Source organism: Streptomyces luteoverticillatus (assembly GCF_003970715.1).
Classification (GTDB): domain Bacteria; phylum Actinomycetota; class Actinomycetes; order Streptomycetales; family Streptomycetaceae; genus Streptomyces; species Streptomyces abikoensis.
Map to the genome: position 1 here is coordinate 1,334,693 of NZ_CP034587.1, position 25,765 is coordinate 1,360,457.

Below are 25,765 nucleotides of genomic sequence, written 5' to 3' on the forward strand. Positions count from 1 at the left end.
CCACCTCCTCGCCCACGACTTCGCTCACTCGCCGCCGAGCTTCTCCCCCGGGGCGATGCGCACGCCGCGCGCCCAGTCGGCCGCCTGCATCGGCTTCTTGCCCTGCGGCTGGACCCACTGGAGCCGGACGGCGTGGGAGCCGGTCCCCACGTGGACGGAGTTCTTGGCGGCGGCGATCTCGCCGGGCGCGAGCTCCGTACGGGCGGGGTCGAGCGCCACGGACATGACCTTCAGGCGCTCGCCGCGGAAGGTCGTCCAGGCGCCGGGCGCCGGGGCGCAGCCGCGTACGACGCGGTCGGCGCGCAGGGCGGGCGCGGCCCAGTCGATCCGGGCGTCCTCGACGCTGATCTTCGGGGCGAGCGTGATGCCGTCCGCGGGCTGCGGCACGGCCTTGAGCGTGCCGTCCTCGATGCCGTCCATGGTCGCGGCGAGCAGCCCGGAGCCGGCGAAGGCGAGGCGCGTCAGCAGATCGCCGCTGGTGTCGGTGGGGCGGATGTGCTCGGTCAGCACGCCGTAGACGGGGCCGGAGTCCAGGCCCTCCTCGATCTGGAACGTGGAGGCGCCGGTCATGTCGTCACCGGCCAGGATCGAGTGCTGCACGGGGGCGGCGCCGCGCCACGCGGGCAGCAGCGAGAAGTGGAGATTCACCCACCCGTGGGTCGGGATCTCCAGGGCGGCCTTGGGCAGCAGGGCGCCGTAGGCGACGACGGGGCAGCAGTCGGGGGCGATCTCCCGCAGCCTGGCGAGGAAGTCCTCGTCGCGCGGCCGGGCGGGCTTGAGCACCTCGATGCCGGCCTCCTCGGCGCGCTCGGCGACGGGGCTGGCGACCAGCCGGCGGCCGCGCCCGGCGGGCGCGTCGGGCCGGGTGACGACGGCGACGACCTCGTGCCGGTCCGAGGCGATCAGGGCGTCGAGGGCGGGTACGGCGACCTCGGGGGTACCGGCGAAGACGAGCCTCATGGGTGGCGGACTACCTCTCTGGTGAGCGGCGTCTCAGTCTAGAGGCGGCCCGACCCCGGGGGGCGTGCGGGCTGATACGCGCCCCATTCCGGCGGATGTACGCCCCCATACCGTGACCCAGCGGCCCGTGGCGCGTTGGGTCAAGAGAGATTGACCGAAACGGGCCGCAACCGCGGCCCGCTTCCGTTCTCCTACCCCAACGTCCCGTTAACCGCCGGTCCGAGAGGCTTGTTCATGCCCGACCACGCAACCCACGACGCCCAGGCACGGGCCAGCCTGCATCTTCTGGTCCGGGACATCGAGAGGGTCCGCCGCCAGGTGGACGCCCTGCGCACCCTCACCGCCCAGCTGGGCAACGTCTACCGGCCGCGCCGCACCGGCCCGTCGGCCGGCTTCGTCGTCTACGGCCGCGCCCCCGCGCCCACCGTCCGGCTGGCGCAGGAGCTGCGGGACAGCGTCGAGACGCTGGTCACGGCGGCGGTGGACTTCGACCGTTCGCTGGGCTTCTCGTGGGACGCGGTGGGTTCGGCGCTCGGCGTCACCAAGCAGGCGGTCCACCGCCGTTACGGCGCGCGCCGCGCGGGCGCGCAGGCCACGGCCGAGCCGCCCGAGTCCTCCGTCCGCACCGCGGAGCCCGCGCCCGTACCCATCGTCCCGGCGGCCCGCACGGTCCCGGGCCAGCCGGGCGCCCACCGCGAGGAGCCACGCGCGTCAGCGTTCCCGGGGCCCCGGAACGGCTGACGGCCCCACCGGGCCGAAGCCACGGGGGTCCGGGGCACAGCCCCGGGAAACTGGGGGCACCTCCCAGCGGTAGCTGGGGGAGAAAGGGCGGGACTGGGGCTCTCTCCCCGCCGCGACGGCGGGATCCCCCACCGGCGAGCCCGGCGGTGCCGAACAAACCGCAACGGGGGGCGTCCACCGGGCCGAGGCCAGTCCGGCACCGCCGAACCTCACCGTCGTGGCTGATCACCGCCGCGGCGGGATATGGGCGCACCCGACACGGGACCGGCATGGGCCCGGAGCGGGCAAGCTCACCCGATGTCCGGCGGGTCCACCCGCAACCGCACCGGCTCCCCCTCCCGCCGAGCCAGCCGTATCGCCTGCGCCGTCTTGAGCGCGGCCGCCAGCGCCGCGCCCTGCCCGGGCCGCACCCGGAGCAGGGCGCGCTCCCAGTGCTCACCCGGCGGGGGATCGCCCGCCCGCCGGGGCCGCCCCGGAGGGGGCGGCGGCAGCGGGACGGGCCCGAGCACCTCCGCCCCCTCCGGCAGCTCCGCCATGGCGATCAGCTCCGCGACGGCGTCCGGCGGCCCCGAGACCGCCGCCATCCGCGACACCGGCGGAAAGCCCAGCTCCGCCCGGTCGGCCAGCTCGCGCACCGCGTGCCCGGCCGGGTCCCAGCGGACCAGGGCCTGCACGGGCCGCAGCGTGGGCTCGGCCACGACGACGACCGTGCCGCCGGCCTCCTGCCCCCGCACCAGCGCGGCCGCGCCCAGCCAGCGGCGCAGCGCCTCCTCCCCCGCCCGCAGGTCGGGGCGGCCGAGGAGGGCCCAGCCGTCGAGCAGCAGGGCCGCCGCGTAGCCGGCGCCCTCGGCGACGGGCTCGGCGCCCGGCGTGGAGACGACGAGCGCGGGCCGGTCCGGGACGGAGTCCAGGATGTGGTCGCGCCCGGACGTACGGACGGGCACGGCCGGAAACGCGCGGCCCAGCTCCTCGGCGGTCCGCCGCGCGCCCACGACCTGGGCGCGCAGCCGGAAGCCGCCGCACTCGCCGCAGTGCCAGTCGCGGGCCTCCTGCCCGCACCAGCCGCAATGGAGCAGGCCGTCGTCCCCGGCACGGGCCTCCAGCGGCCCGGCGCAGTGCGCGCAGCGGGCGGGCTCGCGGCAGCGCTCGCAGGCCAGCCGGGGCACATAGCCCCGGCGCGGCACCTGCACCAGCACGGGCCCGTGCTTGAGGCCCTCCCGGGCGACCTCCCAGGCCACCGTGGGCAGCCGGGCGGCCCGCGCGGCGGCGTCCCGCGCCTCGTCGGCCTCCCCGACCGTACGGATCCGGGGCGCGGTGACGCGGATCTGCTCGCGGGCGGCGGCCAGGGGCAGGGCCCAGCCGGTCTCCACCAGCTGTGCGGCCTCCACCGTGCAGCCGAAACCGCCCAGCAGGAACGCCGCCTTCTCGTGGGCGGCCCTCAGCAGCAGCACCTCACGGGTGTGCGGCTGAGGCGCGTGCGGCTCGCTGTGGCTGGAGTCGCCGTCGTCCCAGATGGCCACGAGGCCGAGGTCCCGTACGGGCGCGAACATGGCGGCGCGGGTGCCGACCACGGCCCGTACCGCGCCACGGCTGACGGCGAGCCAGCGGCGGTACCGCTCCTCGGGGCCCGTGTCGGCGGTGAGCAGCACATGGCGCCCGGTGCCCAGCAACTCGCCGAGCGCGGCGTCCACCCGGGCGGCCGTCCGGCCGTCGGGCACGACGATCAGCGCCCCGCGCCCCGCCGAGAGCGCGGCGGCGGCGGCCCGGGCCAGCTCTCCCGGCCAGTGCGGCCCGGGCAGCGCCGTCCACACCGCGCGAGGGGCGTCGCCCCGGGCGACGGCCTGGAGGTAGGCGGGGCCGGTCGGATACCGTGCCCAGCTGCCGGGCTCGGGCGCGGCGGGGCGCGGCGCCGGGCCGGGCGACGGCTCGGCCTCGATCCGGGCGTGCCGGGGCGGCACGGCCAGCTGCAGCACGTCGGCGAGCGAGCCCGCGTACCGGTCGGCGACGGACCGGCAGAGGCCCAGCAGCGCGGGGCTCAGCACCGGCTCGGGCGACAGCACCTGCGCGAGCGCGGCCAGCGGGCCCTGGTACTCGGACTCGGCGACCCGCTCCACGATGAACCCGTCGAGCAGCCCGCCCCCCTCCCGGCGCCCACCCCGCACGTTCCGCGTGCCCGCGCCGAAGCGCACCCGCACCCGCACCCCGGGCCGGGCCTCGGCGTCCAGCTCGGCGGGGACGGCGTAATCCCACAGCCGGTCGAGGTGGACCGGCCCCTTGTCGACCAGCACCCGGGCGACGGGCAGCTCCTTGGCCAGCACGGCCCCCCGCCACGTCCGCGGCTTGGCCCGCGGCACCTTGGCCTTGCGCACGCTCTCCCGGATCAGCGCGAGCTGCTCCACTTCGGGAGCCTCCCGCTCCGACCGCCCGTTCTCGCTGCTCACAGCCCCAGTCCTACCAGACACCACTGACAGCGGCGGCCGAGCCCGACGGACCGGCGCAGCGGGGCGTACGCGAAGAGGAAACAGGAAACTTTCCTGTTGACCTTGATCCCCGTGGCGCCGCCCCGCAATCTGACTCGCGGCGTCCGGAGGGGCTGTCGGCGAAAGGGAAGACGAGGGGGATTCGCGTGCTCGAGCAGTCACGTCACTTCGGACACGAGCTCCGCACACTGCGCCGCGCCGCGCGGATGACGCTGGACGACCTGGCCTCACGCGTCCACTTCAGCAAGGGCCACCTGAGCAAGGTGGAGCGCGGTGACAAGCCGGCCAGTCCGGACCTGGCACGCCTGTGCGATGCCGTATTCGAGGCGGGGGGCGCACTGATCGCTCTGGTCCCGGAGGAACGCCGGCGGCCGGAGGCGGAAGCCTCACAAGCGAGCACCGGTGACGAGGAGATGTGGTCGATGGAGTTGTCCCCGGACGGGCCGAGCCGGTTCGAGCCCTTGGGCCGTAGGCAGGTCGTGGCAAGAGCGGCCGCTTCGGCGGTCGGGCTCCGTATGGGCCTCCCCCGCCCACCGGCCGGCCCGGAGGGGGATTCGCTGCTGGAGATGTCCCGTTCCTTGTTCGGCCAGTACCGGCAGCTCGGCCAAGCGGCCGCTCCCGAGGCCGTGCTGCCCGCCTTGATCGCGCAGACGCACACCTTGCGGAGCCTCGCCCTGCGCGCCGGTCCGCGCACCCGCGCGGGTCTGCTCGGACTGGCGTCCCGCTACGCCGAGTACATCGGCTGGCTCGTGCAGGAGACGGGGAACGACCTGTCCGCTCTGTGGTGGACGGAACGCGCCGTGAGCATGGCGGCGGCCGGGGGCGACGACCACCTCGCGGCTTACGCCCTCGTCCGGAGGGCGCTGATCGCCATGTACCGGCAGGACGCCGCCGAAACCATCGGCCTGGCCCGTCAGGCGCAGGGTGGCCGGTTGCCGCCGCGCATCCGGGGTCTGGCCGCACAGCGCGAGGCACAGGGGCACGCGCTCGCGGGAGACTACGACTCCTGCATGCGCTGTCTGGACCGTGCCCGCGCCCTGCTCGCCGCCCCCGGGGCCGCCTCGGACGCCCCCGTCATCGGCCCCACCAGTCTCTCCGACCCGGTCGCCATGGTGACCGGCTGGTGCCTCCACGACCTGGGCCGGCCCCGGCAGGCCGCGGCGGTCATGGACGCGCAGGTACGGCGGTTACCGGGCCACGCCCTACGGTCCCAGGCCCGCTACGGCGTACGCCGTGCCCTCGCCCATGCCACCGCCGGTGACATCGACCACGCCTGCGACGTGGTGGCCCCCCTGCTCACCACCACCATCGCCGTGGGTTCCGCCACCATCGCCGCCGACCTGCGCCGCTTGGAGCGCACGCTGGCCCGCCATCCGCGCAACGCCGCTGTTCGCGCGCTGGCACCCGAGCTCACAGCCGCACTGCACTTCGTCTCCGTGCAACATCCGTCAAGCTGAGAGGAAAACGCCATGCCCGACGTCTTCATCAACTACCGGACCGGTGACGGCGAGAAGACCGCCACAGTTCTCGACACGGCGCTCTCCGCCCGCTTCGGGGACGAGAGGATCTTCCGTGCCTCGAAGTCCATTCGGCCCGGCACGTTATTCCCCGCGGCACTCCGAAAGGCGGTGCGGAGCAGCAGCGTCCTGATCGCGGTCATCGGGCGGGACTGGGCGCGGCACCCCGGGCTGCGCGACGCCGAGGACTGGGTGCGCCAGGAGATCCTCGAAGCCTTCGAATACGGGATCGAGGTTCTCCCCGTGCTCGACGGGCGCACGACCGACAGGCTCTCCAAGGCCACGCTTCCGAAGAAGCTCCAACGAATCGCCGACCTCAATTCGCTGCGATTCGACCACCAGAACGCCCAGGCCGATCTCACCCGTCTCGGCGACGCGCTGGCGGAGCTCGTCCCGCAGCTCGCCGCCGCCGACACCAGCACCGCCCGGACGGACCAGGCCGCCTCCGTGCGGAACTCCGTGAGCGGCGGCACCCAAGGCACGGTCGTCCAGACACGGGACTTCACCGGCACCGTGGGCACCTCCCTCCATGGGACGCGGGGGCCCGTCCATACGGGCAGAGGTGACCAGTACGTCGGGTCGCAGCACTTTTCCGGAACCGGATCGGGGACCGGCGCCACCTACGTGGCGGGCGACCTCCAGGGCGGCATCCGGCACCGTTTCGACCGGACGAACGGCACCGCGGACGACGAGCAGTGAGCGAACGGATCGGTTCCTTCCTCGCGGGGGGCCACGGGCCCGTCCACACGGGCGACGGCGACCAGATCATCATCAACGACCCCAGCGAACTGCTGAGGAACGCGCATGGGCAGACGCCCCGCACCATCGCCGAGGACCAGCTGCGCTGGCTCCGACAGCGCTTCGTCCCCCCTTCCGGCCTCGATGAGGCGCGGAAACTGCTGAGACAAAGCGGGACCGTGCTGCTGAACGGGGACCCGGGAAGCGGCAGGCACTCCGCGGCGCAAATGCTGCTGCACGAACTCGCCAAGGACGAGGGGACCTTTCACGAGCTGACGCCGGAAGGCGAGAGGAAAAAGCCGTACCTGATCGCGGACCACGTCGGCGAGAACGACCGGCTCCTGCTGAACATGTCCACGCGTGACGAAAGTCTGTGGAGCGACATCCAGGACGAGCTCTCCTCGTTCCGGCAGACGGTGGTGGAGCGCCGGGCGCATCTGGTGGTGGTCCTCCCGGACCGCCTCGCACACCGGCTGGATCCGCCGTTCCAGCGGTTTCGAGCCGATATCGACCGCCCCTCGGGAAGGGAAGTGCTGCGGCGCTATGCGCGCCTGTCGGGGATCGCGCCCGACGAGACCGCGGTATTACCCGCGGACCTGGTGTCCTACCTGGACAGGAATCCGCCCCTGCGGGACATCGCCGCCCTCGCCCACTACCTGGCACGCGCCCGTACCGCGTCGCCAGGGCCGGGCGGATTCCCCAAGTGGTGCGACGAGGCCCTCGGCGCGGTGACGGACCGGGCCAAGCAGGCCGCGGACGACGTCGCGTCCCTGCGGGGAGGGCCCCAGCGCGCCCTCCTGCTCTCCACAGCCATGCTGCACGGCGCACACGCCGACGCCGTACACCGCGCCACCCGCGACCTGCTGCGTACCGTGGGCCACCCGGACGACCCGGTGCCCCCACTGGAGCGGGCGGATCTCGCCGAGCGATTCAGGTCGATCAACGCCGAGCGGGACGCGAAAGGCGAGGTCCGGTTCACCGGTCTCGGCTACGCGCCGGCCGTCCGGACGCATTTCTGGGCGACGATGCCGGAGCTCCGCCGCCACTTCCGGGTGTGGGTGGGAAGCACCGTCGAACTGCGCACGCTCTCACAGGAGAACCGCGACCGTCTGATCGCCCGGTTCGCGGAACAGTGCTTGCGGACGGAGCGGCCGGGCGACCTGGTGACCCTCGTGGAGCAGTGGACCGGATCGGCACCCGCCGACGCCTCACTCCGGACGATCCGGCAGCGAGCGGCCGCGCACAGCCTTGAGCACGGTCTGACCCATGAGTCATGGGGGCACTACTTCCGGACGAAGACCTACGTCTGGTCCCGTGAACGCCGTTTGGCGCCGGGGCTCGCCGAAGTACTCGTCGGCGTCTGCGGTGAGGTCATGGCGGTGCGCTACCCGGACCAGGCCATGGTCCGGCTGCACCATCTGGCCAGACGGGAGCGCGGCACCACGACGGCGCGGGACGCCCTGCTCCGGCTCGTGAGCGACGATCGCCGTCTCCACCACAGGCTCCTCGACCGGCTCGACCGTGGCATCGCACTGGCGGAGTGGCCGGCCGACGTCGATCTTTTCCTGGCCCTGGCGGACTCCGTGCCGGCCCGCCCGTCCCTCGTCACCGGATCCGGCATGCGACGGCAGTGGGCCGCCTGCTGGAGGGCCGCCCTTCAGCTCCGCCCGCGCGGCGCCTGGAGCGCGCCCATGGAGCGCTGGCTGGCCGTGGCGTCGGAGGACAGCCGGTACCGCGAGGGGCTGCTGTCCGTGCTGGTCGATTCCGGCGGAGGCAGGAGCGATCTTCTGAGTCTGCTCTATGTGGCCACGCGTGACTGGGCCCGCTCGGCCGAGGGCCCGTCGGACCACAGCCCGCGCACCGACCTGGCGGACCGTTTCCTCCAGATGATCGATGCCGCTCAAGGCCTGTAGGGCGACGCACCCACCTGTCACACCCAACGGGAGACAACACACGATGACCTCCGGTCACAAGACCCTGACGGCCTTCCTCACCGTCATCGGCGCATTGCTCATCGTCATCATCGGGCTGTGCGTGGAATGGCCGCTGTGGGCATGGCCCGCGTCGGCTGCCGTCCTTGTCGCGATCGCGGTCGTGGCGGTGAAGGCGGCGGACCGCCGACGGAGCCCTTTTCCCCAAGAGCTGATGCTGGAGCCCGATCTGCCGATTCCGCCGTTGGAACGCCGGGAGCAGCGCATCACGGACGTGGCCCTGCCGAGCGACACCGACGACTACGACTTCATCTTTTCGGCGACAGTGCGCTGGTGTCCCATCGACGACGCCCCGGCGGACGCCCCCGTCGTCAATGCCGGCTCGCTCGCCATCGACGCCGTTCTCAACCGGGCCCGCGAGATCACGGCGCGGAAGTCACCCGGCCGGAGCACGCTGGCTCAGTACCAACTGAACGGCGAACTGGGCACCATGCTGGCCGACCCGACGGGCCGGGTGTACGCCATGGCGGAAAACGTCCTGCTCACCCTCTCCGACCAGGACCAGGAACGGCTGGCGAAGCTTTCCGCCGTGCGCAAGGACGAAGCGGTCTGGGAGCACGAGCGGAAATACGAGCAGAGCAGGCGCGCCTACCTGGGCGGGGACGTACTGAAGAACACCGGCAGCGCGGTGGTGTGGTGGCTCGCGAAGAACGACGACAAGGTCGACAAAGCGGTGGCGGATCTCGGTCTGCTGGCCCAGCTCTCGTCGGCCGCCAACAATCAGGACGTTCCCGAGCGGTTTCGGCATCTGGTACCTCAGCCGGTGCCCGAATGGGGTGAGCCAGTGGCGGAGCAAAGCGAGGAGGAATACGAGGCGGTCGAGGAGGACCCGTCGGCCGCGGACCGCTTCGACCAGATGCTGAACGCGATGGGATTCGACGAGGACGACCCTCGTCGGTCGCTCTTCGCCGAGCGGGTCGCGAGAGCCGCCGCCGCGGCAGACCAGCACGGGACGGCCGAGGAGATACGGCAGCGCTTCGACGCGCCGAAGACCCCGGACGACGGCGCCGGCCCGCCGTTCGGTCCACCGGACGAGGCGCCCACCCCCTAGCGCCGCACGCACCGATGGCCGGTGCCCTCCGGGGAGGGCACCGGCCATCGGCTCGGTCCATGCGACCTGCGCGGGACCTACAGCCCCGCCGCCTTGCGCAGCGCGTCCACGCGGTCGGTGCGCTCCCAGGTGAAGTCGGGGAGCTCACGGCCGAAGTGGCCGTACGCGGCGGTCTGGGCGTAGATCGGGCGGAGCAGGTCGAGGTCGCGGATGATCGCGGCCGGGCGGAGGTCGAAGACCTCGGCGATGGCGTTCTCGATCTTCTCGGTGTCGACCGTGTGGGTGCCGAAGGTCTCGACGAAGAGACCGACGGGCTCGGCCTTGCCGATCGCGTAGGCGACCTGGACCTCGCAGCGCGCGGCCAGGCCGGCGGCGACGACGTTCTTGGCGACCCAGCGCATCGCGTACGCGGCGGAGCGGTCGACCTTGGACGGGTCCTTGCCGGAGAAGGCGCCGCCACCGTGGCGGGCCATGCCGCCGTAGGTGTCGATGATGATCTTGCGGCCGGTGAGGCCGGCGTCGCCCATGGGGCCGCCGATCTCGAAGCGGCCGGTGGGGTTCACCAGGAGGCGGTAGCCGTCGGTGTCGAGCTTGATGCCGTCCTCGACGAGCTGCTTGAGCACGTGCTCGACGACGAACTCGCGGATGTCGGGCGCGAGCAGCGAGTCCAGGTCGATGTCGGAGGCGTGCTGCGAGGAGACGACAACGGTGTCCAGGCGCACGGCCTTGTTGCCGTCGTACTCGATGGTGACCTGGGTCTTGCCGTCCGGGCGCAGGTACGGGATGGTGCCGTTCTTGCGGACCTCGGACAGGCGGCGCGAGAGCCGGTGCGCGAGCTCGATCGGGAGCGGCATCAGGTTCGGCGTCTCGTCGCAGGCGAAGCCGAACATCAGGCCCTGGTCGCCGGCGCCCTGCTTGTCGAGCTCGTCCTCGTCGCCCTCGACGCGGGTCTCGTAGGCGGTGTCGACGCCCTGGGCGATGTCGGGGGACTGCGCGCCGATGGACACCGAGACGCCGCAGGAGGCGCCGTCGAAGCCCTTCTTGGACGAGTCGTAGCCGATCTCGAGGATCTTGTTGCGCACGAGCGTGGCGATCGGCGCGTAGGCCTTCGTAGTCACCTCGCCGGCGACGTGCACCAGGCCGGTGGTGATGAGCGTCTCGACGGCGACGCGGGACGTCGGGTCCTCCTTGAGGAGGGCGTCGAGAATGGAGTCGCTGATCTGATCAGCGATCTTGTCGGGGTGACCCTCGGTCACGGACTCCGAGGTGAACAGGCGGCGGGACACATCGCTCCCTGGGGTTGCAGCGGCTGCTGTCTGAGCATTGACAGACCCGGCCGAGAGCTGCGCTCGACTCGGATCCGTAGCCAGTTTATCCGGCATCGTCACCGGCCGGACATCCCACCCCGGATGACATTGGGCACGGTCTGTGACTCCCGTCACAAAAGCTGTATGGACCGTGCCCGTCGGGCGTCAGCCGAGACGGGGGACGACGAGGTCCCAGACCGTGTCCGCGAGGGCTTCCTTGGGGCCGTACGGGACCGGGGTCTCGGTACCGTCGGGGGCGAGCACAACGGCCTCGTTCCGCTCGGAGCCGAATGTCCTCCGCTCCCCCACCTCATTGACGACCAGCAGGTCACAGCCCTTGCGGGCGAGCTTGGCGCGGCCGTTCTCCAGCACGTGGTCGGTCTCGGCGGCGAAGCCGACGACGACCTGGCCGGGGCGGGGGCGGTCCGCCGAGAGCTCGGCGAGGACGTCCGGGTTGCGCACCAGCGCGACCGGCTCCGGCTCCTGCCCGTCCCGCTTCTTGATCTTGCCTTCGGCGTAGCTGGCGGGCCGGAAGTCGGCGACCGCCGCGGCCATCACCACGGCGTCGGCGTCTGCCGCGGCCTTGAGCACGGCCTCTCGCAGCTGCACCGCCGTCCCCACGCGCACCACGTCGGCGCCGGCGGGGTCGGGCAGCTCGCTGTTGGCGGCGACCAGAGTGACCCTGGCGCCCCGGGCGACGGCGGTGCGGGCGAGGGCGTAGCCCTGCTTGCCGGAGGAGCGGTTGCCCAGGTAGCGCACGGGGTCCAGGGGCTCCCGGGTGCCGCCCGCGCTCACCACGACGTGGCGGCCCGCGAGGTCGGCGGCCACGCCCTCCGCGCCGCGCGCCAGGACCCGGCGGCAGACCTCGAAGATCTCGCCGGGGTCGGGCAGCCGGCCCTTGCCGGTGTCGACGCCGGTCAGCCGGCCCACGGCGGGCTCGATGACGATCGCGCCCCGGCGGCGCAGCGTCGCCACGTTCTCCTGGGTGGCCGGGTTCTCCCACATCTCGGTGTGCATCGCCGGGGCGAAGACGACCGGGCAGCGGGCGGTGAGGAGCGTATTGGTCAGCAGGTCGTCGGCGAGGCCGTGGGCGGCCTTGGCCAGCATGTCGGCGGTCGCGGGGGCGACGACGACGAGGTCGGCCCGCTGGCCGATCCGCACGTGCGGCACCTCGTGGACGCTCTCCCATACCTCGGTGCCGGCGGGGTGGCCGGACAGCGCGGACCAGGTCGCCTCGCCCACGAAGTTCAGGGCGGACGCGGTGGGCACCACCCGGACGTCATGACCCGACTCGGTGAGGCGGCGCAGCAGCTCGCACGCCTTGTAGGCGGCGATCCCGCCGCTGACCCCCAGGACGACGTTGGGCTTGTCCATCGCTCTCGCTTCTCCCCACGATCCCCGTACGCACGTACACGTGTGCGCACTGTCCAATGACACACCAAGGGCCCGGCAGACGCGCTGCCGGGCCCTCGATGACGAATACGACGGTGCTTACGCCGCCGGGGCCTCGACGGCCTCGGAGGTCAGCAGGCCCGCGTTGATCTCGCGGAGCGCGATGGAGAGCGGCTTCTCGTGGACGTGGGTGTCCACCAGCGGGCCCACGTACTCCAGCAGGCCCTCGCCGAGCTGCGAGTAGTACGCGTTGATCTGACGCGCGCGCTTGGCGGCGTAGATCACCAGGCTGTACTTCGAGTCGGTAGCCTCGAGCAGCTCATCAATCGGCGGGTTGATGATGCCCTCGGGCGCGGTGATGGAAGAGGACACTCTCTGCCTTCCGAAGGGGGGTGAAGAAAGATGTTCAGCGCAGCAAGGCTAGCAGCTCGCGTGCGACGTCCTCGACGGAGGTGTTGACCAGCGTGGTGTCGAACTCCGACTCCGCCGCCAGCTCCACCTTCGCCGCCGCCAGCCGCCGCTCGATGACCTCGGGCGACTCGGTCCCCCGGCCGGTGAGCCGGCGGACCAGCTCGTCCCAGCTCGGCGGCGCGAGGAAGACCAGCCGGGCCTCCGGCATGGTCTCGCGGACCTGCCGGGCGCCCTGGAGGTCGATCTCCAGCAGCACGGGCTCGCCCGCCTCCAGGCGGTCCAGCACGGCCTGGCGGGGCGTGCCGTAGCGGTTGCCCGCGAACTCGGCCCACTCCAGCAGCTCGCCGTTGGCGATGAGCTTGTCGAACTGCTCGTCGTCGACGAAGAAGTACTGGACACCCTCCTGCTCGCCGGGGCGCGGCTTGCGGGTGGTGCAGGACACCGAGAGCCACACCTCGGGGTGGGCCTTGCGCATATGGGCGACGACCGTGCTCTTGCCGACCCCGGAGGGGCCGGAGAGCACGGTCAGCCGCGGTTGTCTGGCCGGGGCAACGGGGGACGCGCCCCGGGAGACTGAGGTACTCATGCAGCGATTATCCCGGTTCTCGGGAGTGCCCGGTAACGCCGGACCGCCCGGAGGGGGCGGTCACGGCCACCGGGCCGCCGCGACGGGGCCGCCGGTTCAGGCGGCCTTGCTGCCGAACTCGCGCTCCAGAGCGGCGATCTGGTTGGAGCCGAGGCCGCGCACACGACGGCTCTCGGAGATCCCGAGCCGCTCCATGATCTGCTTGGCACGGACCTTGCCCACCCCGGGGAGACTCTCCAGGAGGGCACTGACCTTCATCTTGCCGATGACTTCGTTCTTCTGGCCCTGCTCGATCACGTCGTGCAGAGAGGCGCCGGAGTGCTTGAGCCGATTCTTGACCTCGGCGCGCTCCCGGCGAGCCGCGGCGGCCTTTTCGAGCGCGGCTGCGCGCTGTTCAGGGGTAAGGGGCGGAAGAGCCACGCCTACGTCACCTCGGAAGTCGAACTGGATACGGACCGGTGAGGAACCTAGTCGGCCCACACCTGGGGGGCAACGAGCAACGCGCTTGCGCGTTCGCTCTCGTCGGAGACTAGCGGCCGATCCCGCTCCAGTCAGCGAGAACAAGCGAAAAGTCCTGGTCAGACTCTCTCGACCAGGACTTTTCCGGACATAATGACCGACAATTTTCTTTGCGGTTGGCGTTAACTCGCCGTTGTGGCCGACCTGGGACGTATCGCCCCGCCGGGACCGGCGTCGCTCAGCCCGCCACCGCGTCGCGGATCTCACTCGCGAAACGGTCCGCGCTCTCCCGCAGCGCGGCCACGTCGGGGCCGTGCCGGAGCACCCCGCGGCTCACGTTCGGGACGACGTCCCGCACGGCCGCGCCGAAGACCTTCGGCAGGTCGGCGGCGGTGGCGCCCTGCGCCCCGATGCCGGGAGCCAGGAGCGGACCGTTGATGGCCAGATCCGCACCCGCCGCGCCGAGCGAGTCGCCCAGCGTGGCACCGACGACGGCGCCGAACGAGCCCATGGGGGCCGCTCCGGCGTTCTCCGCCCGCAGGTGGTCCAGGACGGTCGCCGCGACGCTCCGGCCGTCGGCCCGCACCGCGTGCTGCACCTCGGCGCCCTCCGGGTTGGAGGTCAGGGCGAGGACGAACACGCCCGCGCCGCTCTCCCGGGCCAGGTCCAGGGCGGGGCGCAGCGAGCCGTAGCCGAGGTAGGGGCTGACGGTCACGGCGTCGGAGAACAGCGGCGAGGCCGGGTCGAGGTAGGTGGCGGCGTAGGCGGCCATGGTGGAGCCGATGTCGCCGCGCTTGGCGTCCATCAGCACCAGCGCCCCGGCGGCCCGGGCGTCGGCCACGGCCCGCTCCAGCACGGCGAGGCCGCGCGAGCCGAAGCGCTCGAAGAAGGCGGACTGCGGCTTGAGGACGGCGACGCGGTCGGCCAGCGCCTCCACGACGGTGTGGGTGAAGCGCTCCAGGCCGGCGATGTCGTCGGTCAGGCCCCAGTCGGCGAGGAGGGAGGCGTGGGGGTCGATGCCGACGCAGAGCGGACCCCTGGTGTCCATGGCACGGCGCAGCCGGGTGCCGAAGGATTCGGTCGTCATGGGTTTCCCTTTCCGGGTCGGGTGCGGGCCGGTGGTCGGGTTGTGCCCACCCGTTCCGCCATGCGGAACGATTGCCCACAACCAGCTAGCGGGTGGCCGCGCCTACTGCTTCGGCGAGGGTCTTGTACGGGCTGGCCTCCAGGCGCTCGGCCAGGCCCTTGTGGATCTTGCGGCACCAGAAGGGGCCCTCGTAGATGAAGGCGCTGTAGCCCTGGACCAGCGTGGCGCCCGCCAGGATGCGCTCCCAGACGTCGTCGGCGGTCTCGATGCCCCGACCCCCACCAGGGTGATCCGGTCGCCCACACGGGCGTACAGGCGGCTCAGGACGGCCAGCGAGCGGGCCTTCACGGGGGCGCCGGAGAGGCCGCCGGCGCCGATGGCCTCGACGGTGCGCTTCGGGGTGACGAGGCCCAGCCCGTCGCGGGCGATGGTGGTGTTGTTGGCGATGATGCCGTCCAGGCCCAGCTCGACGGCGAGGTCGGCGACGGCGTCGATGTCCTCGTCGGCGAGGTCGGGGGCGATCTTCACCAGCAGCGGCACGTGGCGCGAGGTGACCGTGCGGTCGGCGGCCTCGCGGACGGCCGTGAGCAGCGGGCGCAGCGACTCGGTGGCCTGGAGGTTGCGCAGGCCGGGCGTGTTGGGCGACGAGACGTTGACGACGAGGTAGTCGGCGTGGGCGGCCAGGCGCTCGGTGGAGGCGACGTAGTCGGCGACGGCCTCCTCCTCCGGCACGATCTTGGTCTTGCCGATGTTGACGCCCACGGTCGTCCTGAAAACGGCCTCGCGGGCCGCCAGGCGCTCCGCCACGGCCGCCGAGCCGTCGTTGTTGAAGCCCATGCGGTTGATCAGGGCGCGGTCGGCGACGAGGCGGAAGAGCCGCTTCTTGGGGTTGCCCGGCTGCGGCTGGGCGGTGACGGTGCCGATCTCGACGTGGTCGAAGCCGAGCATGGCCATGCCGTCGATCGCGGCGGCGTTCTTGTCGAAGCCGGCGGCGAGGCCGAAGGGGCCGTGCATCCGCAGGCCGAGGGCCTCGGTGCGCAGCGCCTTGTGGCGGGGGGCGAGGACGGCGGCGACGAAGGTGCGCAGCACCGGGACGCCGGCCACCCGGCGGATCCACGAGAACGCCAGGTGGTGGGCCTGCTCGGGGTCCATCCGCTTGAAGATCAGGTCGAAGAAGAGACGGTACATTTCCAGCCTTCGTGGTCATGGAGAGGGGGACACCTCGCGGTGTCCCCCTCGGTTCGCCGTTACGCCTCGCGGGCCGCGGTCAGGTGCTCCGCGTGCTCCTGGAGGGAGCGCACGCCCACGTCGCCGCGGCTGAGCGCCTCGATGCCCTGGACGGCGGCGGCGAGCGCCTGGACCGTCGTCAGGCACGGCACCGCGCGGGCGACGGCTGCGGTGCGGATCTCATAGCCGTCGAGGCGGCCGCCCGTGCCGTAGGGGGTGTTGACGATGAGGTCGACCTCCCCGTCGTGGATCAGCTGGACGATCGTCTTCTCGCCGTTCGGGCCCTCGCCCTCGCTCTGCTTGCGCACGACGGTGGCGTTGATGCCGTTGCGCTTGAGGACCTCGGCGGTGCCGGAGGTGGCCAGCAGCTCGAAGCCGTGGGCGACCAGCTCGCGGGCCGGGAAGATCATCGAGCGCTTGTCGCGGTTGGCGACGGAGACGAACGCGCGGCCCTTGGTGGGCAGCGCGCCGTAGGCGCCGGCCTGCGACTTGGCGTAGGCGGTACCGAAGAGGTTGTCGATGCCCATGACCTCGCCGGTGGAGCGCATCTCCGGGCCGAGGACGGTGTCGACGCCGCGGCCGTGGATGTCGCGGAAGCGCGACCACGGCATCACGGCCTCCTTGACGGAGATCGGCGCGTCCATCGGCAGGGTGCCGCCGTCGCCGGTCTTCGGCAGCATGCCCTCCGCGCGCAGCTCGGCGACGGTCGCGCCCAGGGAGATCCGGGCGGCGGCCTTGGCCAGCGGTACGGCGGTCGCCTTCGAGGTGAAGGGGACGGTGCGGGAGGCGCGCGGGTTGGCCTCCAGGACGTAGAGGATGTCCCCGGCCATGGCGAACTGGATGTTGATCAGGCCGCGGACGCCGACGCCCTTGGCGATGGCCTCGGTGGAGGCCCGCAGCCGCTTGATGTCGTAGCCGCCGAGGGTGATCGGGGGCAGCGCGCAGGCGGAGTCGCCGGAGTGGATGCCGGCCTCCTCGATGTGCTCCATGACGCCGCCGAGGTAGAGCTCCTCGCCGTCGTAGAGCGCGTCGACGTCGATCTCGATGGCGTCGTCGAGGAAGCGGTCGATGAGCACCGGGTGCTCGGAGATCAGGCCCGCGTGCCGCTCCAGGTAGCCGGCGAGGGAGGGCTCGTCGTAGACGATCTCCATGCCGCGGCCGCCGAGGACGTAGGACGGGCGGACCATGACCGGGTAGCCGATGCCGGCGGCGATGCCCTTGGCCTCGTCGAAGGAGTAGGCGGTGCCGTACTTGGGCGCGGGCAGCCCGGCCTCGGTCAGCACGCGGCCGAAGGCGCCGCGCTCCTCGGCGAGGTCGATGGCCTCAGGGGAGGTGCCGACGATCGGCACACCGTTGTCCTTGAGCGCCTGGGCGAGGCCCAGCGGGGTCTGGCCGCCGAGCTGGACGACGACGCCCGCGACGGGGCCGGCGAGGGTCTCCGCGTGGACGATCTCCAGGACGTCCTCCAGGGTGAGCGGCTCGAAGTAGAGCCGGTCGGAGGTGTCGTAGTCGGTGGAGACGGTCTCGGGGTTGCAGTTGACCATCACGGTCTCGTAGCCCGCGTCGCTGAGCGCGAAGGAGGCGTGGACGCAGGAGTAGTCGAACTCGATGCCCTGGCCGATGCGGTTCGGGCCGGAGCCCAGGATGATCACCGCGGGCTTCTCGCGCGGCGCGACCTCGGACTCCTCGTCGTAGGACGAGTAGAAGTACGGGGTGTTCGCGGCGAACTCGGCGGCGCAGGTGTCGACGGTCTTGTAGACCGGGCGGACGCCCAGCGCGTGACGGACCTCACGGACGACGTCCTCGCGCAGGCCCCGGATCGCGCCGATCTGGGCGTCGGAGAAGCCGTGGCGCTTGGCCTCGGCGAGGAGCTCCGGCTCCAGCTTCTCGGCGGCGGCCAGCTCGTCGGCGATCTCCTTGATCAGGAAGAGCTGGTCGACGAACCAGGGGTCGATCTTCGTCGCCTCGAAGACCTCCTCCGGCGTGGCACCGGCGCGGATGGCGGCCATGACGGTGTTGATCCGGCCGTCGGTCGGGCGGACCGCCTTCTCCAGCAGCTCGGCCTTGTCACCGGGCTCCGAGACGAAGTCGAACTGTGAGCCCTTCTTCTCCAGCGAGCGCAGGGCCTTCTGCAGCGCCTCGGTGAAGTTGCGGCCGATGGCCATGGCCTCGCCGACCGACTTCATGGTCGTGGTGAGGGTGGCGTCGGCGGCCGGGAACTTCTCGAACGCGAAGCGGGGGGCCTTGACCACGACATAGTCGAGCGTGGGCTCGAAGGACGCCGGGGTCTTCTCGGTGATGTCGTTGGGGATCTCGTCCAGCGTGTAGCCCACGGCGAGCCGGGCGGCGATCTTCGCGATCGGGAAGCCGGTGGCCTTGGAGGCGAGCGCGGAGGAGCGCGAGACGCGGGGGTTCATCTCGATGACGATGACCCGGCCGTCCTCGGGGTTGACCGCGAACTGGATGTTGCAGCCGCCGGTGTCGACGCCGACCTCGCGGATGATCGCGATGCCGATGTCCCGGAGGATCTGGTACTCACGGTCGGTGAGCGTCATCGCCGGGGCGACGGTGATGGAGTCACCGGTGTGGACGCCCATGGGGTCGAAGTTCTCGATGGAGCAGACGACCACGACGTTGTCGTGCTTGTCGCGCATCAGCTCCAGCTCGTACTCCTTCCAGCCGAGGATGGACTCCTCCAGGAGCACCTCGGTGGTCGGGGAGAGCGTGAGGCCCTGGCCGGCGATGCGGCGCAGCTCCTCCTCGTCGTGGGCGAAGCCGGAGCCGGCGCCGCCCATGGTGAAGGAGGGGCGGACGACGACCGGGTAACCGCCGAGCGTGTCGACGCCCGCGATGACCTCGTCCATGGTGTGGCAGATGACCGAGCGGGCGGACTCGCCGTAGCCGATCTTGGCGTTGACGGCCTCGACGACGCCCTTGAACAGGTCGCGGTCCTCGCCCTTGTGGATGGCCTCGACGTTGGCGCCGATCAGCTCGACGCCGTACTTCTCCAGCACGCCGTTCTCGTGCATGGAGATGGCGGTGTTCAGCGCGGTCTGGCCGCCGAGGGTGGGCAGGAGGGCGTCGGGGCGCTCCTTGGCGATGATCTTCTCGACGAACTCCGGGGTGATCGGCTCGACGTAGGTGGCGTCGGCGATCTCCGGGTCGGTCATGATCGTGGCCGGGTTGGAGTTCACGAGGATGACCCGCAGGCCCTCGGACTTCAGGACGCGGCAGGCCTGGGTGCCGGAGTAGTCGAACTCCGCGGCCTGGCCGATGACGATCGGGCCGGAGCCGATGACCAGAACGGACTGGATGTCGGTGCGCTTAGGCACGCTGGCCCTCCATCAGGGTCACGAAGCGGTCGAACAGGTACGCGGCGTCGTGCGGACCGGCTGCTGCCTCGGGGTGGTACTGGACGCTGAATGCCGGCTGGTCGAGGAGCTGGAGACCCTCGACCACGTTGTCGTTGAGACAGACGTGGGAGACCTCGACGCGGCCGTACGGCGTGTCGGTCGCGCCCTCGAGCGGGGCGTCGACGGCGAAGCCGTGGTTGTGGGCGGTGACCTCGACCTTGCCGGTCGTGCGGTCCTGGACGGGCTGGTTGATGCCCCGGTGGCCGTACTTCAGCTTGTAGGTGCCGAAGCCCAGCGCGCGGCCGAGGATCTGGTTGCCGAAGCAGATGCCGAACAGCGGGGTCTTCCGGGAGAGGACCTCGCGCATCACGGAGACGGGGTGGTCGGCGGTGGACGGGTCGCCCGGGCCGTTGGAGAAGAACACGCCGTCCGGGTTGACCGCGAAGACGTCCTCGGCGGTGGCGGTGGCGGGCAGGACGTGCACCTCGATGCCCCGCTCGGCCATCCGGTGCGGGGTCATGCCCTTGATGCCCAGGTCGATCGCGGCGACCGTGAACTTCTTCTCACCGATCGCGGGGACGACGTAGGTCTCCTTGGTGGCGACCTCGGCGGAGAGGTCGGCGCCCTTCATCTCGGGGGCCCGGCGCACCTCGGTGAGCATCGCGCCCTCGTCGGGCAGCGAGTCGCCAGAGAAGATCCCGACGCGCATCGCGCCGCGCTCGCGCAGGTGGCGGGTCAGCGCACGGGTGTCGATGCCGCTGATGCCGACGACGCCCTGCTCGGCCAGCTCCTCGTCCAGGGAGCGGCGGGAGCGCCAGTTGGAGGGGATCCGGGCGGGGTCGCGGACGACGTAGCCGGCGACCCAGATCCGGCGGGACTCGGGGTCCTCGTCGTTGACGCCGGTGTTGCCGACGTGCGGGGCCGTCATCACGACGACCTGGCGGTGGTACGAGGGGTCGGTCAGGGTCTCCTGGTAGCCGGTCATGCCGGTGGAGAACACGGCCTCGCCGAAGGTCGTCCCGACCGCCCCGTAGGCGCGGCCGCGGAACGTACGACCGTCCTCCAGGACGAGTACGGCGGGGACCTTGCTTCCCCTGCTGGAGGTCGTCATCGTGCGCCTTCCGTAGTGCTGTTCATGGTGCTGATCGCCTCGACCCAGGCGGTGTGCTCCGCCGCCCGGTCGGAGCGGAAGCCCGAGTCGATGGTCTTGTCGCCGTGCTGCCAGGTGATCACGAGCAGGCCCTCGGGGAGGACCTTGCCCGCGATGCCCGACTCCAGGCGGGCGCCGCGCAGGGCGGCGGCGGGGATGAAGAAGTCCCGGGCGCCGGGCCGTACGACGTCGACGCCCTGCTCCGTCAGGGTGAGCTCGGCCTTGCTGCGCGTGCCCAGGCCCTGCGCCACGATCCGGTCGAGCCACTGCCCGGAGGTGGTGGAGCCGTGGTAGCGGCCGGTCATCGTGAGCGTGGGCTCACCCGGCTCGTCCGGCCCGGCGGGGGCGGTGGGCAGCTCGGGCAGGTCGCCCTGGAGGGTGCCGCGCCACTTCCAGCCCTCGCGCATCAGCCAGTAGAGCAGGGCGACGAAGAGCAGCAGCCCCACGACCCAGCCCGCGCGCGCGGCCCAGTGAGTGACGTCGGCGGACTTCTGCTCCGCCGCCAGAGTGATGATTTGTGCAGGTGTCACGCGAGTTTCCCGTCCACGACCGTCGCCCGGCCCCGCAGGAAGGTGTGGGTGACGCGACCCGGCAGCTCACGGCCCTCGTAGGGGGTGTTTCGGCTGCGGGAGGCGAAGCCCGCGGGGTCCACGACACCACGGTAAGCGGAATCCACCAGCGTGAGGTTGGCGGGCTCACCCGGGGCGATGGGGCGGCCGTGACCGGCCAGGCTGCCGATCCGGGCGGGCTTGAAGGACATCCGCTCGGCGACCCCGGCCCAGTCCAGCAGCCCGGTCTCCACCATGGTGTGCTGGACGACCGACAGGGCGGTCTCCAGGCCCACCATGCCCATGGCGGCCGCGGCCCACTCGCAGTCCTTGTCCTCGTGCGGGTGCGGCGCGTGGTCGGTGGCGACGATGTCGATCGTCCCGTCGGCCAGGGCCTCGCGCAGCGCCATCACGTCGCGCTCGGTGCGCAGCGGCGGGTTGACCTTGTACACGGGGTTGTACGAGCGGACGAGCTCGTCGGTGAGGAGCAGGTGGTGGGGGGTGACCTCGGCGGTGACGTCGATGCCGCGCGACTTGGCCCAGCGGACGATCTCCACGGAGCCGGCGGTGGACAGGTGGCAGATGTGCACCCGGGAGCCGACGTGCTCGGCGAGGAGGACGTCGCGGGCGATGACCGACTCCTCGGCGACGGCCGGCCAGCCGCCCAGGCCCAGCTCGGCGGAGACGACGCCCTCGTTCATCTGGGCGCCCTCGGTGAGCCGGGGCTCCTGCGCGTGCTGGGCGATGACACCACCGAAGGCCTTCACGTACTCCAGCGCGCGGCGCATGATCACGGCGTCGTCGACGCACTTGCCGTCGTCGGAGAAGACGGTGACGCCGGCGGCGGAGTCGTGCATGGCGCCGAGCTCGGAGAGCTGCTTGCCCTCCAGCCCGACGGTGACGGCGCCGATGGGCTGGACGTCGCAGTAGCCGGACTCCTTGCCGAGGCGCCAGACCTGCTCGACGACACCGGCGGTGTCGGCGACCGGGAAGGTGTTCGCCATGGCGAAGACGGCGGTGTAGCCGCCGCTCGCGGCGGCGCGGGTGCCGGTCAGGACGGTCTCGGAGTCCTCGCGGCCGGGCTCGCGCAGGTGGGTGTGGAGGTCGACCAGGCCGGGCAGCAGGACCTTGCCGTCGGCCTCGATCACCGTCGCGCCTTCGGCGCTCAGCCCGGAACCGACCTCGGCGATGGTCTCGCCGTCGATCAGGACGTCCTGCGGCTCGCCGCCAAGGACCTTCGCACCGCGGATAAGGATCTTCGACATGATTACTTGTTCTCCTCGGCATCCAAGGTGCGGCGCGAAGCGCCTCCATCAAGGGTGGTGGTGGGCGACGGGCGGGAGTTGTTCGTGGTGACGGCGGGCTCGGAGCCGCCCAGGAGCAGGTAGAGGACGGCCATCCGGGTGCTGACGCCGTTGGCGACCTGCTCGACGGCGGTGCAGCGGTCGGAGTCGGCGACCTCGGCGGTGATCTCCATGCCGCGGTTCATCGGGCCGGGGTGCATCACGATGGCGTGCTCGGGCATCTTCGCCATGCGGTCGCCGTCCAGGCCGTAGCGGCGCGAGTACTCGCGCTCGGTCGGGAAGAACGCGGCGTTCATGCGCTCGCGCTGCACCCGCAGCATCATCACGGCGTCGGACTTCGGCAGCACCGCGTCCAGGTCGTAGGAGACCTCGCAGGGCCAGCTGCCGACGCCGACGGGCACCAGCGTGGGCGGGGCGACCAGGGTGACCTCGGCGCCGAGCGTGTGCAGCAGCTGGACGTTGGAGCGGGCCACCCGGCTGTGGAGCACGTCGCCGACGATCGTGATCCGGCGGCCGGACAGGTCCTTGCCGAGTCCGGCGTCCCGGCCGACCAGGCGGCGGCGCATGGTGAAGGCGTCCAGCAGGGCCTGGGTGGGGTGCTCGTGGGTGCCGTCGCCGGCGTTGACGACGGCCCCGTCGATCCAGCCGGAGTTGGCCAGCCGGTAGGGGGCGCCGGAGGCGTGGTGGCGGATGACGACGGCGTCGGCGCCCATGGCCTCCAGGGTCAGCGCGGTGTCCTTCAGGGACTCGCCCTTGGAGACCGAGGAGCCCTTGGCGGAGAAGTTGATGACGTCCGCGGAGAGCCGCTTGGCGGCGGCCTCGAAGGAGATGCGGGTCCGCGTCGAGTCCTCGAAGAAGAGGTTGACGACGGTGCGGCCGCGCAGGGTGGGCAGCTTCTTGATCGGCCGGTCCGCGACCCGGGCCATCTCCTCGGCGGTGTCGAGGATCAGGACGGCGTCGTCGCGGGTGAGGTCGGCGGCCGAGATGAGGTGGCGCTTCATCCGGTTTTCTCCGTGTTCGGGAGGTGTGGGAGGGCGGTGGCCGGGCATGCGGCGGCACACGGACCCGCCCCGCGGGTCCGTGGGGTCGCTACTGCGCGTCGGCCGGAGTGGTCGTGCCCGCGCCGAGGAGCACGCTGTCGCGGCCGTCCTCCTCGGTCAGGTGGACCTTGACCGTCTCCCGCAGCGACGTGGGGAGGTTCTTGCCGACGTAGTCGGCGCGGATCGGCAGCTCGCGGTGGCCGCGGTCGACGAGGACGGCGAGCTGGACGGCGCGGGGGCGGCCCAGATCGTTCATCGCGTCGAGGGCGGCGCGGATGGTGCGGCCGGAGAAGAGCACGTCGTCGACGAGGATGACGAGCCGGCCGTCGATGCCCTCACCGGGGATCTCGGTCCGGGCGAGCGCACGGGCCGGGCGGAGCCGCAGATCGTCGCGGTACATGGTGATGTCGAGGGAGCCGACCGGGGTCTTGCAGCCGGTGATGCTCTCGAGCTTGGCGGCCAGCCGGCGGGCGAGGAAGACACCGCGGGTGGGAATGCCGAGGAGTACGACGTCGTCGGCGCCCTTGGCGCGTTCGACGATCTCGTGCGCGATACGGGTGAGGACCCGTGCGATGTCCGGTGCTTCGAGCACGGGACGCGCGCTGGGAATTGCGTCCATACGAAACGGACCTCCTTCTCCGCCTCACGGGACGGACATTAAAGGACGTCGGATTTACAGGATTCACCGTACCAGGACCCACGACGAACTCCAGCCACAGCCACTGACGGCCCAGGGCGGGGCCCATTCGGCTTGACGAACCGAGATTACGCTGCGTAACCTCACAGTGAGTTACCAGTCGCGCGGTGCGGCCGCGCGATCGATACAGTGTCCGGGGAGCTTTATGTCCAGCGAATACGCCAAACAGCTCGGGGCCAAGCTCCGCGCCATCCGCACCCAGCAGGGCCTCTCCCTCCATGGTGTCGAGGAGAAGTCCCAGGGCCGCTGGAAGGCCGTTGTCGTGGGTTCTTACGAGCGCGGCGACCGTGCCGTGACCGTACAGCGCCTGGCCGAGCTGGCCGACTTCTACGGCGTGCCCGTGCAGGAGCTGCTGCCCGGCACGACGCCCGGCGGCGCGGCCGAGCCCCCGCCGAAGCTGGTCCTGGACCTGGAGCGCCTCGCCCACGTCCCGGCCGAGAAGGCGGGCCCGCTCCAGCGTTACGCGGCCACCATCCAGAGCCAGCGTGGTGACTACAACGGCAAGGTCCTCTCGATCCGCCAGGACGACCTGCGCACCCTTGCCGTGATCTACGACCAGTCGCCCTCGGTGCTCACCGAGCAGCTGATCAGCTGGGGCGTGCTCGACGCGGACGCCCGTCGCGCCGTTCAGCACGAGGACGCGTAACGTCCACCGTTCTTGACGACAAACCGCCGTGGGGCGGGAAACCATCCGGTTTCCCGCCCCACGGCGGTTTTCGTCTCAGTGGCCGTCTCGACGGAGACTCGGCTTGAGCTCCTTGAAACGACCGAGGAGACCATTGACGAACGCGGGCGAGTCGTCGGTGGAGAACTCCTTGGCGAGCTCCACCGCCTCGTCGATCGCCACGGCGTCCGGGGTCTCGTCCTCCCAGATCAGCTCGTACGCGCCGAGCCGCACGATGCCGCGGTCCGCGGCCGGCATGCGGTCCAGGTCCCAGTCGATCGCGTAGGTGGCGATCAGCTCGTCGATCCGGGCCGCGCGCTCGGCGTAGCCCTCGACCAGCTGGATCGTGTACGGGTTGACCGGCGGCTGCCTGTCGTCGGTCCGGGCATGCCGGATCCAGTCCGCGAGGACCGACTCCACCGACGAGCCGCGCTGGTCGGCCTCGAAGAGGATCTGGAAGGCGCGCTTACGGGCCTTGCTGCGGGCGGACACGGTTAGCTGTTCACCCGGCCGAGGTAATCGCCGGTGCGCGTGTCGACCTTGATCTTCTCGCCGGTGGTGACGAACAGCGGGACCTGGATCTCGTAGCCGGTCTCCAGCTTGGCGGGCTTGGAGCCACCGGTGGAGCGGTCGCCCTGGACACCCGGGTCGGTGTGCTCGATGGTCAGCTCGACGGCGGCCGGGAGCTCGACGTAGAGCACCTCGCCCTCGTGCGTGGCGACCGTGGCCTCGAAGCCCTCGATGAGGAAGTTCGCGGCGTCGCCGACGGCCTTCCGGTCGATCATCAGCTGGTCGTAGTCCTTCATGTCCATGAAGACGTAGTACTCGCCGTCCATGTACGAGAACTGCATGTCGCGGCGGTCGACGGTGGCCGTCTCGACCTTCACGCCCGCGTTGAAGGTCTTGTCGACGACCTTGCCGGAGAGCACGTTCTTCAGCTTCGTACGGACGAAGGCGGGGCCCTTGCCGGGCTTGACGTGCTGGAACTCGACGACGGACCAGAGCTGGCCGCCTTCGAGCTTGAGCACCATGCCGTTCTTGAGGTCGTTCGTGGATGCCACG

22 protein-coding genes and 1 pseudogene are annotated in these 25,765 nt (G+C 71.6%); 6 read left to right on the forward strand and 17 right to left on the reverse strand.

The features are described 5' to 3' along the window. Window positions 1–24 precede the first annotated feature (24 nt). Window positions 25–960 (reverse strand): methionyl-tRNA formyltransferase, encoded by a 936-nt coding sequence (gene fmt, locus EKH77_RS05400; protein WP_126913297.1) that lies wholly within the window; start codon window positions 958–960, stop codon window positions 25–27. 234 nt (window positions 961–1,194) lie between these two features. On the opposite strand from fmt, the gene EKH77_RS05405 reads away from it, so the two are divergent. Next, the gene (locus EKH77_RS05405; RefSeq protein WP_126913298.1) at window positions 1,195–1,701 is read left to right on the forward strand and encodes a hypothetical protein; all 507 of its coding nucleotides are present in this window, start codon (window positions 1,195–1,197) and stop codon (window positions 1,699–1,701) included. Between the two features lie 290 nt (window positions 1,702–1,991). Here the strand turns inward: EKH77_RS05405 and EKH77_RS05410 are convergent, their stop codons facing one another. After that, window positions 1,992–4,142: a primosomal protein N' gene (locus EKH77_RS05410; protein WP_126913299.1), complete on the reverse strand. Its 2,151-nt coding sequence runs from the start codon at window positions 4,140–4,142 to the stop codon at window positions 1,992–1,994. A 185-nt stretch (window positions 4,143–4,327) separates the two neighbouring features. On the opposite strand from EKH77_RS05410, the gene EKH77_RS05415 reads away from it, so the two are divergent. From EKH77_RS05415 to EKH77_RS05430, 4 genes are read left to right on the forward strand one after another with little or no spacing between them, the layout of a single operon-like run. Next, window positions 4,328–5,638 (forward strand): helix-turn-helix domain-containing protein, encoded by a 1,311-nt coding sequence (locus tag EKH77_RS05415; protein WP_126913300.1) that lies wholly within the window; start codon window positions 4,328–4,330, stop codon window positions 5,636–5,638. Between the two features lie 12 nt (window positions 5,639–5,650). After that, window positions 5,651–6,397, forward strand: coding sequence for a toll/interleukin-1 receptor domain-containing protein (locus EKH77_RS05420; protein WP_126913301.1), 747 nt, complete (start codon window positions 5,651–5,653; stop codon window positions 6,395–6,397). Then, a complete protein-coding gene (locus EKH77_RS05425; protein ID WP_126913302.1) occupies window positions 6,394–8,349 on the forward strand; it encodes a hypothetical protein in 1,956 nt (651 codons plus the stop codon). Before EKH77_RS05420 ends, EKH77_RS05425 begins: the two co-directional genes overlap by 4 nt. Window positions 8,350–8,392: 43 nt before the next feature. After that, window positions 8,393–9,478 (forward strand): hypothetical protein, encoded by a 1,086-nt coding sequence (locus EKH77_RS05430; protein ID WP_126913303.1) that lies wholly within the window; start codon window positions 8,393–8,395, stop codon window positions 9,476–9,478. Window positions 9,479–9,555: 77 nt separating this feature from the next. On the opposite strand, the gene metK is transcribed toward EKH77_RS05430, so the two are convergent. From metK to pyrR, 13 genes and pseudogenes are all read right to left on the reverse strand, one after another. Beyond that, window positions 9,556–10,764, reverse strand: coding sequence for a methionine adenosyltransferase (metK, locus tag EKH77_RS05435; protein WP_126913304.1), 1,209 nt, complete (start codon window positions 10,762–10,764; stop codon window positions 9,556–9,558). A 186-nt stretch (window positions 10,765–10,950) separates the two neighbouring features. Continuing rightward, the gene (coaBC, locus tag EKH77_RS05440; protein WP_126913305.1) at window positions 10,951–12,159 is read right to left on the reverse strand and encodes a bifunctional phosphopantothenoylcysteine decarboxylase/phosphopantothenate--cysteine ligase CoaBC; all 1,209 of its coding nucleotides are present in this window, start codon (window positions 12,157–12,159) and stop codon (window positions 10,951–10,953) included. Window positions 12,160–12,276: 117 nt separating this feature from the next. Next, window positions 12,277–12,549: a DNA-directed RNA polymerase subunit omega gene (gene rpoZ, locus EKH77_RS05445; protein WP_126913306.1), complete on the reverse strand. Its 273-nt coding sequence runs from the start codon at window positions 12,547–12,549 to the stop codon at window positions 12,277–12,279. A 34-nt stretch (window positions 12,550–12,583) separates the two neighbouring features. Then, the gene (gene gmk, locus EKH77_RS05450; RefSeq protein WP_126913307.1) at window positions 12,584–13,174 is read right to left on the reverse strand and encodes a guanylate kinase; all 591 of its coding nucleotides are present in this window, start codon (window positions 13,172–13,174) and stop codon (window positions 12,584–12,586) included. A gap of 96 nt (window positions 13,175–13,270) precedes the next feature. Next, window positions 13,271–13,594 carry an integration host factor gene (locus EKH77_RS05455; RefSeq protein WP_126913308.1) on the reverse strand — a complete coding sequence of 108 codons (324 nt, stop codon included), beginning with the start codon at window positions 13,592–13,594 and terminating at the stop codon, window positions 13,271–13,273. A gap of 277 nt (window positions 13,595–13,871) precedes the next feature. Then, window positions 13,872–14,720, reverse strand: coding sequence for an orotidine-5'-phosphate decarboxylase (pyrF, locus tag EKH77_RS05460; protein WP_126913309.1), 849 nt, complete (start codon window positions 14,718–14,720; stop codon window positions 13,872–13,874). Window positions 14,721–14,805: 85 nt separating this feature from the next. Continuing rightward, a pseudogene (locus EKH77_RS05465) lies at window positions 14,806–15,908 on the reverse strand (quinone-dependent dihydroorotate dehydrogenase). 59 nt (window positions 15,909–15,967) lie between these two features. Beyond that, the gene (gene carB, locus EKH77_RS05470; protein ID WP_126913310.1) at window positions 15,968–19,279 is read right to left on the reverse strand and encodes a carbamoyl-phosphate synthase large subunit; all 3,312 of its coding nucleotides are present in this window, start codon (window positions 19,277–19,279) and stop codon (window positions 15,968–15,970) included. Next, window positions 19,272–20,411, reverse strand: coding sequence for a glutamine-hydrolyzing carbamoyl-phosphate synthase small subunit (gene carA, locus EKH77_RS05475; protein ID WP_126913311.1), 1,140 nt, complete (start codon window positions 20,409–20,411; stop codon window positions 19,272–19,274). The genes carB and carA overlap by 8 nt, the downstream gene beginning before the upstream one ends. Then, window positions 20,408–20,980, reverse strand: coding sequence for a hypothetical protein (locus EKH77_RS05480; protein WP_126913312.1), 573 nt, complete (start codon window positions 20,978–20,980; stop codon window positions 20,408–20,410). Before EKH77_RS05480 ends, carA begins: the two co-directional genes overlap by 4 nt. Next, window positions 20,977–22,263, reverse strand: coding sequence for a dihydroorotase (locus EKH77_RS05485; protein WP_126913313.1), 1,287 nt, complete (start codon window positions 22,261–22,263; stop codon window positions 20,977–20,979). The genes EKH77_RS05480 and EKH77_RS05485 overlap by 4 nt, the downstream gene beginning before the upstream one ends. 2 nt (window positions 22,264–22,265) lie before the next feature. Beyond that, on the reverse strand, window positions 22,266–23,303 hold the full coding sequence (locus EKH77_RS05490; protein WP_240667230.1) for an aspartate carbamoyltransferase catalytic subunit: 1,038 nt from the start codon (window positions 23,301–23,303) through the stop codon (window positions 22,266–22,268). Between the two features lie 88 nt (window positions 23,304–23,391). Beyond that, window positions 23,392–23,961, reverse strand: coding sequence for a bifunctional pyr operon transcriptional regulator/uracil phosphoribosyltransferase PyrR (pyrR, locus tag EKH77_RS05495; RefSeq protein ID WP_126913314.1), 570 nt, complete (start codon window positions 23,959–23,961; stop codon window positions 23,392–23,394). Window positions 23,962–24,184: 223 nt separating this feature from the next. Between pyrR and bldD the strand changes: the two genes are divergently transcribed. Continuing rightward, window positions 24,185–24,685 (forward strand): transcriptional regulator BldD, encoded by a 501-nt coding sequence (bldD, locus tag EKH77_RS05500; protein ID WP_004948690.1) that lies wholly within the window; start codon window positions 24,185–24,187, stop codon window positions 24,683–24,685. A 75-nt stretch (window positions 24,686–24,760) separates the two neighbouring features. Here the strand turns inward: bldD and nusB are convergent, their stop codons facing one another. Then, window positions 24,761–25,195, reverse strand: a complete 435-nt coding sequence (nusB, locus tag EKH77_RS05505; protein WP_126913315.1) for a transcription antitermination factor NusB — start codon at window positions 25,193–25,195, stop codon at window positions 24,761–24,763. Window positions 25,196–25,197: 2 nt separating this feature from the next. Further along, the gene (gene efp, locus EKH77_RS05510; RefSeq protein ID WP_126913316.1) at window positions 25,198–25,764 is read right to left on the reverse strand and encodes an elongation factor P; all 567 of its coding nucleotides are present in this window, start codon (window positions 25,762–25,764) and stop codon (window positions 25,198–25,200) included. Window position 25,765: the final 1 nt, after the last annotated feature.

Coding starts and splice junctions, on each gene's coding strand:
- fmt (WP_126913297.1), bottom strand. CDS start 960: ATGAGGCTCGTCTTCGCCGGTACCCCCGAGGTCGCCGTACCCGCCCTC.
- EKH77_RS05430 (WP_126913303.1), top strand. CDS start 8,393: ATGACCTCCGGTCACAAGACCCTGACGGCCTTCCTCACCGTCATCGGC.
- bldD (WP_004948690.1), top strand. CDS start 24,185: ATGTCCAGCGAATACGCCAAACAGCTCGGGGCCAAGCTCCGCGCCATC.
- coaBC (WP_126913305.1), bottom strand. CDS start 12,159: ATGGACAAGCCCAACGTCGTCCTGGGGGTCAGCGGCGGGATCGCCGCC.
- EKH77_RS05490 (WP_240667230.1), bottom strand. CDS start 23,303: ATGAAGCGCCACCTCATCTCGGCCGCCGACCTCACCCGCGACGACGCC.
- pyrF (WP_126913309.1), bottom strand. CDS start 14,720: ATGACGACCGAATCCTTCGGCACCCGGCTGCGCCGTGCCATGGACACC.
- carA (WP_126913311.1), bottom strand. CDS start 20,411: ATGACGACCTCCAGCAGGGGAAGCAAGGTCCCCGCCGTACTCGTCCTG.
- pyrR (WP_126913314.1), bottom strand. CDS start 23,961: ATGGACGCAATTCCCAGCGCGCGTCCCGTGCTCGAAGCACCGGACATC.
- EKH77_RS05420 (WP_126913301.1), top strand. CDS start 5,651: ATGCCCGACGTCTTCATCAACTACCGGACCGGTGACGGCGAGAAGACC.
- EKH77_RS05405 (WP_126913298.1), top strand. CDS start 1,195: ATGCCCGACCACGCAACCCACGACGCCCAGGCACGGGCCAGCCTGCAT.
- EKH77_RS05485 (WP_126913313.1), bottom strand. CDS start 22,263: ATGTCGAAGATCCTTATCCGCGGTGCGAAGGTCCTTGGCGGCGAGCCG.
- gmk (WP_126913307.1), bottom strand. CDS start 13,174: ATGAGTACCTCAGTCTCCCGGGGCGCGTCCCCCGTTGCCCCGGCCAGA.